Annotated in this window: 14 protein-coding genes; 8 read left to right on the top strand and 6 right to left on the bottom strand. The window is 69.2% G+C overall.

Annotation, left to right across the window (positions count from 1 at the left end):
- Nucleotides 1-38: 38 nt before the first annotated feature.
- A complete protein-coding gene (locus ACVCMB_RS17285; RefSeq protein ID WP_447105811.1) occupies nucleotides 39-824 on the bottom strand; it encodes an acyl-CoA thioesterase in 786 nt (261 codons plus the stop codon).
- A 100-nt stretch (nucleotides 825-924) separates the two neighbouring features.
- Between ACVCMB_RS17285 and ACVCMB_RS17280 the strand changes: the two genes are divergently transcribed.
- The 4 genes from ACVCMB_RS17280 (at nucleotide 925) to ACVCMB_RS17265 (ending at nucleotide 5,518) form a co-directional block, all read left to right on the top strand.
- A complete protein-coding gene (locus ACVCMB_RS17280) occupies nucleotides 925-2,565 on the top strand; it encodes an acyl-CoA dehydrogenase family protein (protein WP_447105810.1) in 1,641 nt (546 codons plus the stop codon).
- 164 nt (nucleotides 2,566-2,729) lie between these two features.
- Nucleotides 2,730-3,224, top strand: a complete 495-nt coding sequence (locus ACVCMB_RS17275) for an asparaginase domain-containing protein (protein WP_447105809.1) — start codon at nucleotides 2,730-2,732, stop codon at nucleotides 3,222-3,224.
- Between the two features lie 105 nt (nucleotides 3,225-3,329).
- Entirely contained in the window at nucleotides 3,330-3,863 is a 534-nt protein-coding gene (locus ACVCMB_RS17270) for an FHA domain-containing protein (RefSeq protein ID WP_447105808.1), read from the top strand.
- On the top strand, nucleotides 3,860-5,518 hold the full coding sequence (locus ACVCMB_RS17265) for a protein kinase domain-containing protein (protein WP_447105807.1): 1,659 nt from the start codon (nucleotides 3,860-3,862) through the stop codon (nucleotides 5,516-5,518). Before ACVCMB_RS17270 ends, ACVCMB_RS17265 begins: the two co-directional genes overlap by 4 nt.
- 85 nt (nucleotides 5,519-5,603) lie before the next feature.
- On the opposite strand, the gene ACVCMB_RS17260 is transcribed toward ACVCMB_RS17265, so the two are convergent.
- From ACVCMB_RS17260 to sufT, 3 genes are all read right to left on the bottom strand, one after another.
- Nucleotides 5,604-6,515 (bottom strand): LysM peptidoglycan-binding domain-containing protein, encoded by a 912-nt coding sequence (locus ACVCMB_RS17260; RefSeq protein WP_447105806.1) that lies wholly within the window; start codon nucleotides 6,513-6,515, stop codon nucleotides 5,604-5,606.
- Between the two features lie 343 nt (nucleotides 6,516-6,858).
- Entirely contained in the window at nucleotides 6,859-9,009 is a 2,151-nt protein-coding gene (locus ACVCMB_RS17255; RefSeq protein WP_447105805.1) for a M4 family metallopeptidase, read from the bottom strand.
- Nucleotides 9,010-9,508: 499 nt separating this feature from the next.
- Nucleotides 9,509-10,066 carry a putative Fe-S cluster assembly protein SufT gene (sufT, locus tag ACVCMB_RS17250; RefSeq protein WP_395117184.1) on the bottom strand — a complete coding sequence of 186 codons (558 nt, stop codon included), beginning with the start codon at nucleotides 10,064-10,066 and terminating at the stop codon, nucleotides 9,509-9,511.
- A 213-nt stretch (nucleotides 10,067-10,279) separates the two neighbouring features.
- Here sufT and ACVCMB_RS17245 point away from each other — a divergent pair, with 213 nt between their 5' ends.
- The gene (locus ACVCMB_RS17245) at nucleotides 10,280-10,726 is read left to right on the top strand and encodes a hypothetical protein (protein WP_447100714.1); all 447 of its coding nucleotides are present in this window, start codon (nucleotides 10,280-10,282) and stop codon (nucleotides 10,724-10,726) included.
- An 81-nt stretch (nucleotides 10,727-10,807) separates the two neighbouring features.
- Here the strand turns inward: ACVCMB_RS17245 and ACVCMB_RS17240 are convergent, their stop codons facing one another.
- Both ACVCMB_RS17240 and ACVCMB_RS17235 read right to left on the bottom strand, forming a co-directional pair.
- On the bottom strand, nucleotides 10,808-12,265 hold the full coding sequence (locus ACVCMB_RS17240) for an NAD(P)(+) transhydrogenase (Re/Si-specific) subunit beta (protein WP_395117180.1): 1,458 nt from the start codon (nucleotides 12,263-12,265) through the stop codon (nucleotides 10,808-10,810).
- Nucleotides 12,265-12,570: an NAD(P) transhydrogenase subunit alpha gene (locus tag ACVCMB_RS17235; RefSeq protein ID WP_027493531.1), complete on the bottom strand. Its 306-nt coding sequence runs from the start codon at nucleotides 12,568-12,570 to the stop codon at nucleotides 12,265-12,267. The genes ACVCMB_RS17240 and ACVCMB_RS17235 overlap by 1 nt, the downstream gene beginning before the upstream one ends.
- Before the next feature lie 168 nt (nucleotides 12,571-12,738).
- On the opposite strand from ACVCMB_RS17235, the gene ACVCMB_RS17230 reads away from it, so the two are divergent.
- The 3 genes from ACVCMB_RS17230 to ACVCMB_RS17220 are packed head-to-tail and all read left to right on the top strand — an operon-like array spanning nucleotide 12,739 to nucleotide 14,316.
- Nucleotides 12,739-13,383 (top strand): RNA polymerase sigma factor, encoded by a 645-nt coding sequence (locus ACVCMB_RS17230; RefSeq protein ID WP_395117176.1) that lies wholly within the window; start codon nucleotides 12,739-12,741, stop codon nucleotides 13,381-13,383.
- On the top strand, nucleotides 13,380-13,778 hold the full coding sequence (locus ACVCMB_RS17225) for a hypothetical protein (RefSeq protein ID WP_447105804.1): 399 nt from the start codon (nucleotides 13,380-13,382) through the stop codon (nucleotides 13,776-13,778). Before ACVCMB_RS17230 ends, ACVCMB_RS17225 begins: the two co-directional genes overlap by 4 nt.
- Before the next feature lie 4 nt (nucleotides 13,779-13,782).
- Nucleotides 13,783-14,316, top strand: a complete 534-nt coding sequence (locus ACVCMB_RS17220; RefSeq protein WP_395117172.1) for a DUF3106 domain-containing protein — start codon at nucleotides 13,783-13,785, stop codon at nucleotides 14,314-14,316.
- Nucleotides 14,317-14,321: the final 5 nt, after the last annotated feature.

Here is a 14,321-nt window from a genome sequence, read left to right as displayed (position 1 = left end):
CGCGGCGTCACCGCCGTACACGAGACACTCCCCGCTCCTCACCCGAACACCACCATACTCTGCCGACTCAACGCCACCGCCTCCCCACTCGACCCCCACAGCATCACGCTCTGGTTGGTATACCCGTCGCGGGCGGCGATCAGTTCGGCATCGACGCGCCAGTCGTCCATGCCGAGGTCGTCGTAGCGGTCGCGCAGCAGTTCGAGCATCCAGGTGAGCGAGCTGCCGGGGGTGGGCGTGGCGAACATCGACAGCGCGATGGGCGGGATGAAGTCGGCGAAGGCGAGTACGTGGGTTTCGTTGGGCGGACCGTCGTCGCGCAGGGAAAGCTGCAGCACGCTGTCACGCTGGTGGCCGCCGCTGAATGGCAGGTCGCCGCGCAGCCAGCGGGCGCGGAAGTGCTGGGTGAAGGCGGGCATGCGGCCTTCGACGTAGCCCAGTTCCTGCGGCGCCATCGCCACGACGGGCGGTTGCTCGGGCTGGAAGTCCAGCACCGAGGGGCGCGCGCTGCCGAACACGCCGAGCAGCCGGCACAGCGCCTGCTCGCCGTCGCACAGGCTGGCCTCGACCTGGATGGCGCTGCGGCCTGTGCGCAGGCATTGCGCGCGGATGGCCACGACGCCAGCCGGCACCGGCGCGATGAACGTCACCTGCAGGGTGCGCAGCGGCATCTCCGCCGGCACCAACTCGCGCATCGCACGCAGGGCCAGCGCCGCCTGCAGGCCGCCGAAGGCGCTGCGCCCCTGCAGCCAGTCCTCGCTGACCGCGGCCTGCCAGCCGTCGCCATGGCGCGTGACCGTCTGCATCGCTTCGGAAAATCGCATGGAAGGCGCCTGCGCCGGGGAATGGCTTTCGATGATGCCAGCGCCACGCGCCGAATGCCCCATGCCTATACTCGACACCTCGACTTGGTCGGAGCGTGCCATGGCCTTCCTGCAGGATCCGCCGCAACTGCCGCACCCGTATCGCAGCGACCGCGTTCTGCTGGCCCTGCTCGATCGTGCGCTGCCGGCCGAGCGACGCGCGGCGCTGGACGCCGACCTCGACGCGCTGGGCGACTACGCGCAGATGGCGTGGCAGCGCGCATGTACCACGACGCGGCGCAAGCCGGTACTGACCAAGTGGGATGCGTGGGGACAACGGGTGGACCGCATCGAGTTGACACCGGCGTGGCAGGAAGGCGCGGCGATGACGACGCGACACGCGGTGCTCGCCGCCGGCCATGCGGACAGCGAGCATGCGCGGCTGGAAGAGTTCGCCCGCGTCTACCTGTATCACCTCGCCAGCGAGTTCTACACCTGCCCGCTGGCGATGACCGACGGTGCCGCGACCGCGATCAAGGCCTCCGGCAACCGCGAACTGATCGCGCGCGTGCTGCCGCATTTCCTCAGTCGCGACCCGGCCACGTTCTGGCTCAGCGGCCAGTGGATGACCGAGACCACCGGCGGCTCCGACGTGGGCAATACCGAGACAATCGCGCGCCAGGACGCAGACGGCCAATGGCGCTTGTACGGCCGCAAGTGGTTCAGCTCGGCAGTGGTCGGCGAGGCAGCACTGGCGTTGGCGCGGCCGGAAGGCGCCGGCGGCGGCACCGGCGCGCTGGCGCTGTTCTACGTGGAGACGATGGACGGCGAGCGGCGCAAGAGCGAACTGATCATCGACCGGCTGAAGGACAAGCTCGGCACGCAGGAACTGCCCACCGCGGAAATCCATCTCGACGGCCTGCCCGCCTGGCCGCTGGGCGAGCTTGCCCACGGCGTGCGCCAGGTGGCGCCGATGCTCAACATCACGCGCAGCTGGAACGCGATCTGCGCGGTGGCCAGCATGGCGCGGGCGATCAGCCTGGCGCGGGATTTCGCCACTCGCCGGCAGGCGTTTGGCCGCCCCTTGATCGAGCAGCCGCTGCACGCGCAGACACTGGCCGGCATGCAGGCGGATTTCGAGGCCGCGTTCGCGCTGGCGTTCGAGGTCGCCCATCTGCTCGGCCGCGTCGAGCACGGCGCAGTCAGCGCGGAGGAAGCCGCGGTGCTGCGCCTGCTCACGCCGCTGGCCAAGCTGTGGACAGGCAAGCTGGCGGTGAAGGCCTGCTCCGAAACGCTGGAATGCTTCGGCGGCGCCGGCTACATCGAGGACACCGGCTTGCCGCAGCTGCTGCGCGACGCGCAGGTCTACGCAATCTGGGAAGGCACCACGAATGTCCTTTCGCTGGACAGCCTGCGCGCGCTGGCCGGCGACAGCCTCGGTGCCCTGCGCCATGCGACCGGCCGCTGGCTGGACGGCAACGACGACATGCACGCGGCCAGCGCGATCCGGCAGACGCTGGACGCCGCCGCGCGCTGGCTCGACCAGCACGCGTCCGCGCGCGACACGCTGGAAGCCGGCGCGCGCGGCCTCGCCTTCACCCTGGCGCGCTGCGCCGCCGCCGCGCTGCTGGCACGGCAGGCAAGCTGGTCGAGCCAACGCGGCGACCCGCGACCCGCCGCGGCACTGCACCGCTTCGTCGGGCGCGGTCTCGACCGGCTGGTCGCGCCAGACATGGACAACACCGCCTTGCTGCTGAGCTGACAGGCCTTTCCCGCAGGAACCCGCTGGCGGGCGATGCTTCTGCTTCGGACTTACATCGAAACAAGAGCATCGCCCGCCAGCGGGCTCCTGCAACAAGATGCCGCGGCAAGCGTTCAACATGCGCGCGGGCTAAAATGGGCCGATTCCCTCCCTGGCGCACCGACATGCAGCACCTGACCATCATCACCACCGGCGGCACCATCGACAAGGTCTATTTCGACGACAAGTCGGATTACAAGATCGGCGCGCCGCAGATCGGCGAGATCCTGGGCCACCTCGGCGTGGCGTTCGAGTTCGACGTGATCCCGATCCTGCGCAAGGACAGCCTGCACATGGGCGCCGAGGACCGCGCGCTGGTGCGCTCGACGATCGAGGCGCAGCCGCACCGCCACGTGCTGGTCACCCACGGCACCGACACCATGGTCGAGACCGCGCGCGAGCTGGCCAGCATCAAGGGCAAGGTGATCGTGCTGACCGGCGCGCTGAACCCGGCGCGCTTCCAGGGCTCCGACGCGGTGTTCAACATCGGCTGCGCGGTGGCCGCGGTGCAGACCCTGCCCGATGGCGTCTACATCGCCATGAACGGCCGCGTGTGGGATCCGGCCAAGGTGCGCAAGAACCGCGCGGAGAACCGCTTCGAGGAAGCGAAGCCCTCCTGATCCCCCGGCAGCCGGGCCGGCCGGACGCCATTGAGGTGGCGATCACGCTTGCCGCACCCGCGGCTTGGCTATAGTGCCGACAGGCAGGGGCCATCCGGGGAATCAATGAGTGACAGCAAGCAAGAACCGTCTCGCCATTCCGGCAAGCGATCTTCCGGGCCGCAAGGCACCCGCTTCTTCTCGACAGAGGCCTTGCGGCAATACGCCAGCGATGCCGCGAACGGGCGGGACAGCGAAGTCAGCACGCGCGCGCCGGTGCTGGAAGGCAGCAGCCCCGGCATCGAAGGGCGTCGCTTCGTCATCCGCCCCGGCCGGCAGGCGATCGGCCGCCGGCTCGACAACGACATCGTCGTCGACGACCTGAGCGTGTCCGGCTGCCATGCGTGGATCACCCAGCAGCATGGCCGCTGCATCATCATGAATACGCTGTCCACCAACGGCACCTTCGTCAACGACCGGCGCATCCACGAAGTGGCCTTGCGCCATGGCGACCACATCCGCCTCGGTCAGGCGGAGTTCGTGTTCCTCACCCGCGAGCACGGTCAGCCGAGGCACTCGCCGTGGCGCTGGATCGGCGCTGCCGTGGCGCTGTTGCTGGTTGCCGGCGCCGTGGCCTGGTGGTGGCTGCGTTCGCCGTGAGCGCGCGCGCACTGCCGCCCAGGGTCGGCCGCTATCGCGTCGAGGGCGTGCTCGGCGAAGGCGCGATGGCGGTGGTCTATGCCGGTTTCGACCCGGAGATCCAGCGCAATGTCGCGATCAAATGCCTGCACCAGGAGGTCGCTGCCGACCCCGCGTACCGGCGCCGGTTCCTGGTCGAGGCCCGCGCCGCCGGCCACCTGACCCACCCGCACATCGTCACCATCTTCGACGTCGGCGAGACCGACGACGGCCGTTCGTACATCGCGATGGAGCGGCTGCCGGGAGAGACGCTGGCCGGCAAGGTCAGCCGCGAGGGATTCCCGCCGCTGCCGGCGATCATCGACCTGGTCGGCCAGCTCGCCGCCGCGCTCGACTACGCGCATGCGCGCGGCGTGCTGCACCACGACATCAAGCCCGAAAACATCATGCTGGTCGACGGCTGGAGCTACGCCAAGATCAGCGATTTCGGCATCGCCGAACGCCGCGCCTCGCCCCGCGACACGCCGCGGCGAGCGAAGGAAGTCGGCGGCACGCCGGCCTACATGGCGCCGGAGCGCCTGCGCGGCGAACGCAGCGATGCGCGCAGCGACCTGTTCTCGCTGGGCGTGGTGCTGTACTGGCTGCTCACCGGCAAGCTGCCGTGGCCGGAGCCGGGCAATGTGCAGCAGCTGATGCGCAAGCGGCTGCGCTCGCCGCTGCCGCCGATCCGCCCGCGCGACCCGGCCACGCCGTCGATGCTGATCAGCATCGCGCGCACGCTGCTGGCGAGCGCGGCCGAGTCGCGCTACCAGCGCGGCGCGGAAGTCATCGACGACCTGCGCCTGGCCGCACGCGAGTACGAGCGCGAACGCGAAAAGCCGCTGGCCAAGCGCATCATCTCGCTGCGACTGCGCTGGGCCAGCAGCCTCGGCGCGATCCTGAGCCTGGTGCTGGTGCTGGGGCTGGCCGCGATCTACGCCAAGCAGCATGCCGCGGTGACCGGGCTGGCGCTGGATTTCGGCAGTTCGATGGGCCGCATGATCGCCGGCGAATCGGCCGAGAACCTGCTGCTCGGCGACCACGCCGCCACCCGCGCGCTGGTTACCGATGTCTCGCGCAACCGGCAGATCCACTACCTGGCGATCGCCGACCGCAGCGGCGAAGTCATCGCCAGCACGCAGCAGGCCGAGGTCGGCGGCAAGCTGCCCGCTGCGGAGCGGCAAGGCGACATGCTGCTGTTCGAGGTGCCGATCCAGTACCAGACCAAGACCATCGGCAGCCTGCGCCTGGGCATCAGCAATGCGGGACTGCGCGCGGCACAGAAGACCACGCTGTGGGTGATCGCGCTGGTGCTGGCGCTGACCCTGGCTGCCGTGGTCGGCGCGGCATACTGGTTGTTCCGCCGCCCGCTGATGATGCTGGGCCTGCTCGGCGACGCCCTGCTGCGCGTGGCCCGCGGCGACTTTGCCCACCGTATCCGCCTGGTGCGGCGCGACGAATTCGGCCGCCTGTTCGCCACCTTCAACCTGATGAACAGCACCCTGCAGGCCCGCCGGCGCCGCACCGCCGAAGCCTCGCCGCCAGCCGGCGAGGCGGACGTCACCCGCCCGACCCGCATCATGTCGACGGTAGCGGCCGAGGTCACCCTCACGCCCGTTCCGCCCGCACCACCGTAGAAGCCCGCTCGCGGGCGATGCTTTTCTTTTGCCGAATGCCGGCACAAGAGCATCGCCCGCGGGCGGGCTCCTGCGGTGGCGTGAATCAGTATTGTTTCAGCCGCTGCTTGAGCTCGAGCGCACGCGCGCGGTAGGCGACGGCCGGCTCGTAGTTCGGGGCGATCGCCAGCACGCGGTTCCACAGCGCGATGGCCTTGTCCAGTTGCTGGTCGCGGTACAGCACCACGGCCTGCTCGTGGTACGAGTCCAGCAGGCGACTGCGCAGACTGGCAGCTTCGGCGCCGGCCGGTTGCAGCCGCGGATCGAGGCGCAACGCCTCGTCCATGCGGGCAAGCGCCTGCTGCGCATGGCCCTGGTCGAACAGCGACACGCTCTCGTCCTGCAAGCGGCGCGCCTTCGCCACCGACGATTCGGCGACGGCCGGGCCGGCAGGCGCCGCGCTGCTCGCCGCCGCTCCCGCCGCCGGAGATGCGCCTCGCGCCGACAACGGGATGCGCAGCGTCTGGCCGGTGCGCAGCAGCGACGGATTGGTCGAGTGGTTGTAGCGCGCGAGGATCAGAAAGAGGTTGGCGTCGCCCAGATAGCGCGCCGCCAGCGTGCTGTACGACTCGCCCGACTGCACCACGTGCGCCCGCGAACGGCTGCCGAGCCAGCGCTCGGGGTCGGCGGTGAGCTGGTGCAGCAGGCCGCGCGCGGCGCGATCCTGCGGATGCTGCTCCACGTATTGCCGCAGTGCCTGTTCGCCCTCGGCGTAATGGCCGGGCTGCAGTTGATGGTCGACGATCGAGGCGAGCGACGGGGTCGGCGTCGGCACCGCGGGCGCGACGGGTGCTGGCCGCGCGGCCGATGTCGTCGGGGTGATCGCCACCGAGGAATAGCCGCCCAGCGAACGGCAGCCGGAGACGCCCGTGGCGGCCAACGCGGCAAGCATCAGTGTCGTCGCCGGCCACGGCAGGCGAACCTGGCGTGTCAATGCGATGCGTTGCGCGAGACTCATGCCCGATGATCCGTCAGGCCATCGTGCGCCGGCCACGACCGGCGGCGGCTTCGTCGCACGCGATCGCATCCGGCGCCAGGGGCGCGAGTGGCGACACGTGGAAATCAAGATGTTCGAACATCATCCGGCAGTCCCCCCGAGCAGCATCCGTCCCGGGGACGAACCATGCCATCGGCGCGGGCAGTATAGCCGTGCCCATGCAGCTTGCCGCTGCAGATTGCCGGTGCGGACGTGCATGCCGGCTCGGGACAAGGCAGGCCCGGCGAGTCGGCCGGGCCTGCCTTGCGGGTGCTGCTCCTTGAGGTTGCAACGACGGACCATCCCTGGCCCGCCTGGGGGCTTGTTACCAGCTGGCCTTCAACGTCACGCCCGAGTACGAGCTGTAGCCGTAGAGCATGATGTAGTACGTGCCCGACTCGTTGCTGCCCGAGCAGGTCTCGTTGTTGCCGGCCTTGTACGGGCGGCAGTCGTAGCTGGTGGTGGTGGGCTGGGAGCCCTGCTTGACGTACAGATCCACGTCGCCGCTGCCGCCGGAGGTGGCGATGGTCAGCGCACTGCCCGCCGGCACGGTCACCGTGTAGTAGGTCTTGGAGCTCCGGGCGCCGGCGATGCCGGTCACCGGCACGCCGTTCTGCAGGCCGCCGGTGCCACCGCCGCCGCCAGTCGAGTAGGACGCCTTGACGGTGACGCCCGAGTACGACGAGTAGCCGTGCACCTTGATGTAGTACTTGCCGGCGGCGGGCGAGGCCACGCTGCAGCTTTCCGAGTTGCCGCTCTTGTACGGGCGGCAATCGTAGCTGCTGGTGGTCGGCGCGCTGCCGAACTTGGTGTACAGGTCGGCGTCACCGGTGCCGCCGGAGATCGACATCACCAGGTTGCTGGCGCCGGTCGGCACGGTGATGAAATAGTCGTTGTCGGCACCGGCGGCACCCGACACGCCGGTGACGCCGACGTTGTTCTGCAGCTCGGTGGTGCTGCCACCGCCACCGCCGCCGGTACCCGGGCAAGCCACGCCCACGCCGTTGAACGCGGCGATCACCGCATTCTTGTCGTAGCCCAGGTCGGTCGCGGCCGACTCCACGCCGCAGGCGCCGGAGTTGAACGTGGACGTGGCCGTCCAGTACACCTTGTTGGCCAGCGCGTAGACCTGGAACGCCTTCTTCACGTCCCAGCCCGTGGTCTTGGCCAGCAGGCAGAACGACTTGTTGTAGACGCCGCTGGAGTAGTGCACGTCGAGGCTGGAGGTGTAGTCGGCCGCGTTGTCGATCGAGCCGCCGTCCTGCGGTGGGTTGCACATGTAGCGCAGCGCGTCGCCGATGCCGGCGCTGGCCTTGACGATGTCCGCGCCGACCAGGAAATCGGCCGAGCCGCGATCGAAGTATTCAGCCGCCTCGCCGGCGATGTCGGAGTACGCCTCGTTCATGCCGCCGGACTGGCCGCTGTATTCCAGGCCGGAGTTCTGCTCGGTGTAGCCGTGGCTGATCTCGTGGCTGGTCACGTCCAGCGACACCAGCGGATAGAACGTGCTGGCGCCGTCGCCGAAGTACATCGCCGAACCGTCCCAGAACGCGTTCTCGTAGTTGGACTGGTAGTGCACCTTCATCAGCAGCTGGATGCTCAGCGGCGGCGCACCGGTGTAGGACTGGTACATGTCGTGCACCACGCCGCCGAAGTGATGGGCGTCGTTGACCGGCGAATAGGCGCCGTTGATCGCGTCGGTGTTGCTGGTCGGGCAGGTGAAGCTGACCACCGAACCGCCGCTGCTGGCGTGGTTGAGGTTGTAGGTCTTGACGTTGGTGTTCTGCAGCGTGCAAGTGCTGCCCGACTGGGTGACGTCGAGCGCCGCGTAGTCGGTGCCGTAGGTGTACATGCCGGTCTTCTGGTTGCCGCCCGGGCCGTTGGCCGAGGCGTCGGTGAGACCGTTCCAGCTCTTGATCACCGCGCCGGTGTTGGCATCGACGATGGCGGTGGGGCGCGTCGGGTTGGCACCGTTGACGAAGTACGAGACACGATAGACCAGTCGCGGCGCCGCACCTTCCTGCGGATACACGAACAGGTCGGCGCGGGCGTTCTCCATCGCCGTACCGGCGACCAGCACGGTGTGCGCGTGCGCCTTCAGCGCCGCGATAGCGCGCGCGGCATTCAGCCGGGGGCGCACCGAGATCTGCTGCTGGCCCTGCTGCATCAGCTCGCCGGTGGCGCGCAAGGCATTGCCCTGGGCGTCCTGCACCACGGCGATGCTGCGGCCGTACACCGGCACGCCCTGGTACATCTGCTGCTGGCGCACCACGCGGTGCTGGCCGGCGAGCGCCACGGCACCGTGCGGCGCCAGCGTCATGCCCGGGCCCAGGTTCAACTGGGTGGCGAGCGAGGCGACGGGTACGGCGCCCAGGTTCTGTGCGCGCAGGGATTGCGTGTTGGCGGCGGTGGCAGCCGTGGCGGTGGCCATGCCGATGGCGGCCACCAGCAATTTCAGGCGGGATGGATAGGGCATGTAATAAGCTCCTGGAAAAATTGGGGACAAACGCGCCCGATGCGGCCGCAAAGCCCCATGCAAGAATTTCCGTGCGAGACACGGCGTTGGTATTCGTCAGCGGTCCGGCGATCCCGAACTACGTCCGCCGGTGGCTGCCTTCCCCCTGAGGTTCCCTGCAGGGACAGCACATGGACGCGTAACTGCAAGACGACAAAGGCGTCGCCACGGGATCATCCCCCAGCCTCCCAGATGGTGGACCCGGCGACGTTATTACTTGCGATACCGCCTGACAATCCGACTTTTTCCTACGCCGGGTGATCGCGGTCACGTCCTGCCGGATGCGCGCACGACATCGACGCCGCAGCGTCGCGGATGCTTCGGAAGCTTTCGGATGGCTTGTCCGTGGTCACTTTCGCGAACGCGAAAGTCCATCGACGAGCGCTGCGGGCGCGATGGTACCGAACTGTTCCTGCGCGTCAGCGCGACGCAAGATTTTCCGACGCCGACCTCGCGCCGTTCAGAGCATGCCGGTTTCCAGCTTCGCCTCGTCGGACATCATCGAGTGGTTCCACGGCGGGTCGAACACCAGGTCCACGTCGGCCTCGGAGATGGTGGGGATCATCTCCAGCTTGGTGCGCGCGTCGTCCACCAGGATGTCGCCCATGCCGCAACCGGGCGCGGTGAGGGTGAGCTTGACGTAGACCTTGCGTTCGCCGGATTCGCCGTGCTCCATGCTCAGGTCGTAGACCAGCCCGAGATCGACCACGTTGACCGGGATCTCCGGGTCGAACACCGTGCGCAACTGGTCCCAGGCAAGCTTCTCCACGTCGGCATCGGTGGCGTCCGGCGGCACTTCGATCGGCACCGGCCGATCCTTGCCCAGCGCATCGGCATCGTCGCCGGCCACGCGGAACAGGTTGCCCTCGACGTAGACGGTGAAACTGCCGCCGAGGGCCTGGGTTATGTAGCCGATCTGGCCCGCGGGCAACGTCACCACCTCGCCCTGCGGCACCATCACGGCGCTGCAATCGCGCACCAGGGTGACCGGTTCGCTGCTCAGACTGAAACCACTCATGCCAACGACTTTCCCGTATCCACAGGCGCGGCCACATGCCGTACCGAAGTGCCCATTATGCCGCCCGCGGCGCGCGACCGCTTGTTCCAGATCAGCCCGGCGGGAGATGAGGCGACGTTTTGCCCGCCCGTCCCGGCGCGCAGCGCACGGTATGATGGCCGCTTTGCCGACGGATCAAGCGATGCCTTGCACCCACCTGGCGGGACGCCACCAATGAGGGCGCGCAGCGTGCCGGCCCTGCTGTTTGCGCTGTTCAGCGCCGCCATGCTGGGGCTTGCCGCCGGCGCCGCGTGGATGGTGGTGGCGCTGTACTCGCGCCATCCCCTGCCCTGGCTGGTGGTGCCGATCGGCGTCATGCTGGCGTGGGTCATCCGCGCCGGCGTGCATCGCCCCGGCATCGGCGCGCTGCTGCTGGCCGCCGGCGCCACCGCGTTGTCGGCGATCTACGTCAACCTGCTGATCGCCGGCGTGAAGGTCGCGGGCAGCATGGGCCTGGACCTGATCGAGGCGATGCGCACCGCCGGCATCGGCATGCTGTGGCAGCTGGCGCGCATGGGCCTGACCCCCGCCGATTTCATCTGGACCTTGCTGGCCATGCTGCTGGCCGGGTGGCTGGCCTCCCGCCAACGGCGTTCACCCCCACCCGTGAAGAACACCTAGGGCGGGCACCGCCCGCCGCCTTTCATTCCGCGAAGCAAGAGCCGGCGGGCCGTGCCCGCTACGGCATGCAGGGAGGCGGCCTCAGCCGTCGATCGCCTTCACCTCGTTGACCAGCTCGCCCACCGCCGCCTGGCCGTCGCCGTACAGCATGCGGGTGTTGTCGGCGTAGAACAACGCGTTCTCGATGCCGGCGAAGCCGGTGCCCTTGCCGCGCTTGATCACGATCACCTGCTTCGCGTTCACCACGTCCAGGATCGGCATGCCGTAGATCGGCGAGGCCGGGTCGGTCTTGGCCACCGGATTGACCACGTCGTTGGCGCCGATCACCAGCGCCACGTCGGTGGTGGCGAACTCCGGGTTGATGTCGTCCATGTCGGCGATCAGGTCGTATGGCACGCCGGCCTCGGCCAGCAGCACGTTCATGTGGCCGGGCATGCGACCGGCAACCGGGTGGATCGCGAACTTCACCTTCACGCCACGCTTCATCAGGAGTTGCGCGAACTCCCACACCTTGTGCTGCGCCTGCGCCACCGCCAGGCCGTAGCCGGGCACGATCACCACGCGCTCGGCGTAGGCCATCATCACTGCCGCGTCGGCGGCGTCGATCGGCTTCTGCGCACCCTCGATCGCCTGCGCCTCGCCGCCGGCCGCGCCGAAGCTGCCGAACAGCACGTTGCCGATCGAGCGGTTCATTGCCTTGGCCATCAACTGGGTCAGCAAGGTACCCGCCGCGCCGACCACCATGCCGGCAATGATCATCGCCTCGTTGCCCAGCACGAAACCCTCGAAGGACACCGCCAGGCCGGTGAACGCGTTGTACAGCGAGATCACCACCGGCATGTCGGCGCCGCCGATCGGCAGCGTCATCATCAGGCCGAAGGCGAGCGCCAGCGCGAAGAACGCCGCGATCAGCGCCGGGCTGGCATGACCGGTGGCGAGCAGCACGCCGACCACCACCGCCGCGGCGAGCAACAACAGATTCACCGCGCGCTGGCCGGGAAACACGAAGCGCTTGTCCATCCAGCCCTGCAGCTTGGCGAACGCGACCAGCGAACCGGAGAAGCTCACCGCGCCGATCAGCGCACCGAGCACGCCCAGCGCCAGCTCGGTCGGCGACAGCGCCGGCGGCAGGCCGTTCACCGCCCAGGCTTCGGGCCGCAGCGGCGAGGTATCCGGCACCGCGTGCAGCAGTCCCGACGAACGCGCGTAGCCGATCAGCTCGACCGCGCCGATCGCCGCCGCCGCGCCGCCGCCCATGCCGTTGTACAGCGCTACCATCTGCGGCATCGCGGTCATTGCCACGCGGCGGCCGGTCCACCACGCGGCGCTGACGCCGATCAGCACCGCGGCAAGGATCAGCCCGCGGTTGTGCATGTCCGGCAGGAAGAACGTGGCCAGCACCGCCAGCACCATGCCGTAGCCGGCCCATACGATGCCGCCGCGCGCGGTGCGCGGCGAACTCATGCGTTTCAGGCCCAGGATGAACAGCAGCGCGGCGAGGAAATAGCAGGCCTTGATGACGGTGGGCAGCCAGCTCATCACTTGGCCCCCTTGCCGGCGTCCGGCTTGCTGGACTTGAACATTTCCAGCATCCGCTCGGTCACCACGTAGCCGCCGGCGGCGTTGCCCGCACCAAGCAGTACGCCGATGAAGCCGATCGCGATCTCGAACGGCGTGTTCGCGTGGCCTAGCGCAATCATCGCCCCGACCAGCACAATGCCGTGCACGAAGTTGGAGCCGGACATCAGCGGCGTGTGCAGGATCACCGGCACCCGCGCGATGATTTCATAGCCGGTAAAGGCGGCCAGCATGAAGATGTACAGCGCCAGGAAACCGTCGATCATGAGCCCATCCCCCGTGAGAGCCGCCCGCCAGGATGCATCCGAACCTGCATCATACGGGAAGCCCGGCGTGCGTCGAGGCCGGGCCGCCGATCGGCGCACGGCGCCGCGCGACTCGCGCAGGCGGTCAACCCTGGCGGGCCTGCCGCGTTGAACAGGCAGGAACCACCGATGGAGCCCGTCGATGACATCACCGATGGCAGCGGAGCGTCGGCCGTGAATGCCACCGCCGGCATGCTGGAGGCCGACCTGCTCGCCGCGGGCGAGCCGGGCGATGCGCGCGCGGTGCCGGCCACGCTGGATGCGTTCCTGGCCGACGTGGAGCGCCGCGCGTTCCGCATGGCCGAGCTGCAGTTGCGCCATCGCGAGGACGCCATGGACGCGGTGCAGGACGCCATGCTGCGACTGGTACGGCATTATCGCGACAAGCCGGCCGCGGAATGGGCGCCGCTGTTCTGGGGCATCCTGCGTCGGCGCATCGTGGACCTGCAGCGCCGGCGCAAGGTGCGCTCGATCGTCGTCGGCTGGCTCGGCGGCGGGCATGACGACGGCGGCGACGAGCTGCCCGTGTGGGAGCCGGCCGACCCGGGCAAGGACCCGCTGGGCCGGCTGCACGACGCGCAGTCGTACGCGGACATGGCCGCGGCGGTGCAGCGCTTGCCCAGGCGCCAGCGCGAGGCGTTCATCCTGCGCATGCTGGAAGGGCTTGACGTGGCGGAGACCGCACGCGCCATGGGCTGCGGCGAAGGCAGCGTGAAAACCCATCTGTCGCGCGCCATGCATCAGCTGCGCGACCAACTGGAGGATTGGCGATGAACTCGCCCGAGCACGAGCACGAGCACGAACCGATCGAACGGCGCGCGCACAAGCTGTGGCGCGAGGCCGCGCACCATCTTGACGCGAGCACGACCGCGCGGCTGCGCGCCGCCCGTCGCGAAGCGCTGCAGCCGTCAACCGCACCGCAGCGTCAGGCGGTGCGCTGGCTGATCCCCACCGGCGCGCTGGCGGCCATGGCGTTGGCGGTAATGATGGTGTGGCAACCGCTGCCGCACACGCGCGCGCCATCGGCGAACCAGGCGGCCAGCAGCGCCCCGCAGGACGTGGACAACGAGCTGCCGCCCGACGCCGAGCAGGTCGATCCGGGCCTGTACCAGAACCTCGATTTCTACGCCTGGCTCGCCGCCAACGACCGGCACCCGACCTCACGCTGACCCCATGAACAAGCCGCTGCCTTCCCTCCTGTCGCTGTTGCTTGCCGCCCTGCTCGGGGTCGCGGCCACGCCGCTGTGCGCGCAAACGCCCACGCCGCCACCGGCGAGCGCGGACGCGCCTGCACGCACCCCGTGGAACGGCCTGGCACCGAGCCAGCGCGAGATGCTGGCGCCGCTCAAGGACGAATGGGATCAGCTGTCGCCACGCAAGCAGGCGCACCTGCTGCACCGCACCCGGTACTGGACCACGCTGCCACCCGAGCGCCGCGAGGAGATCCGCCAGCGCATCGTCCACTGGCAGCAGATGACGCCGGAGCAACGCCGTCAGGCACGCGCCAACGAGCACCGGTTCCGCGAGATGTCGCCGGCAGAACGCCAGCGCGTGCACCGCAGCTTCGAGCGCTTCCAGAGCCTGCCCCCCGCGCAGCGCGAACAGCTGAAACGCGAATGGCGCCAGCTGTCGCCCGAGCAGCGGCAGCAGCGAATCCAGCAGCACGACCGCGACGGCGGCACCGGCACCGGGCATCCGCCCCGGTAACTCAC

Source organism: Rhodanobacter sp. UC4443_H10, from assembly GCF_052978325.1.
Note: the sequence above shows the minus strand (reverse complement) of the source record. Positions and strands in the feature narration are given on the sequence as shown.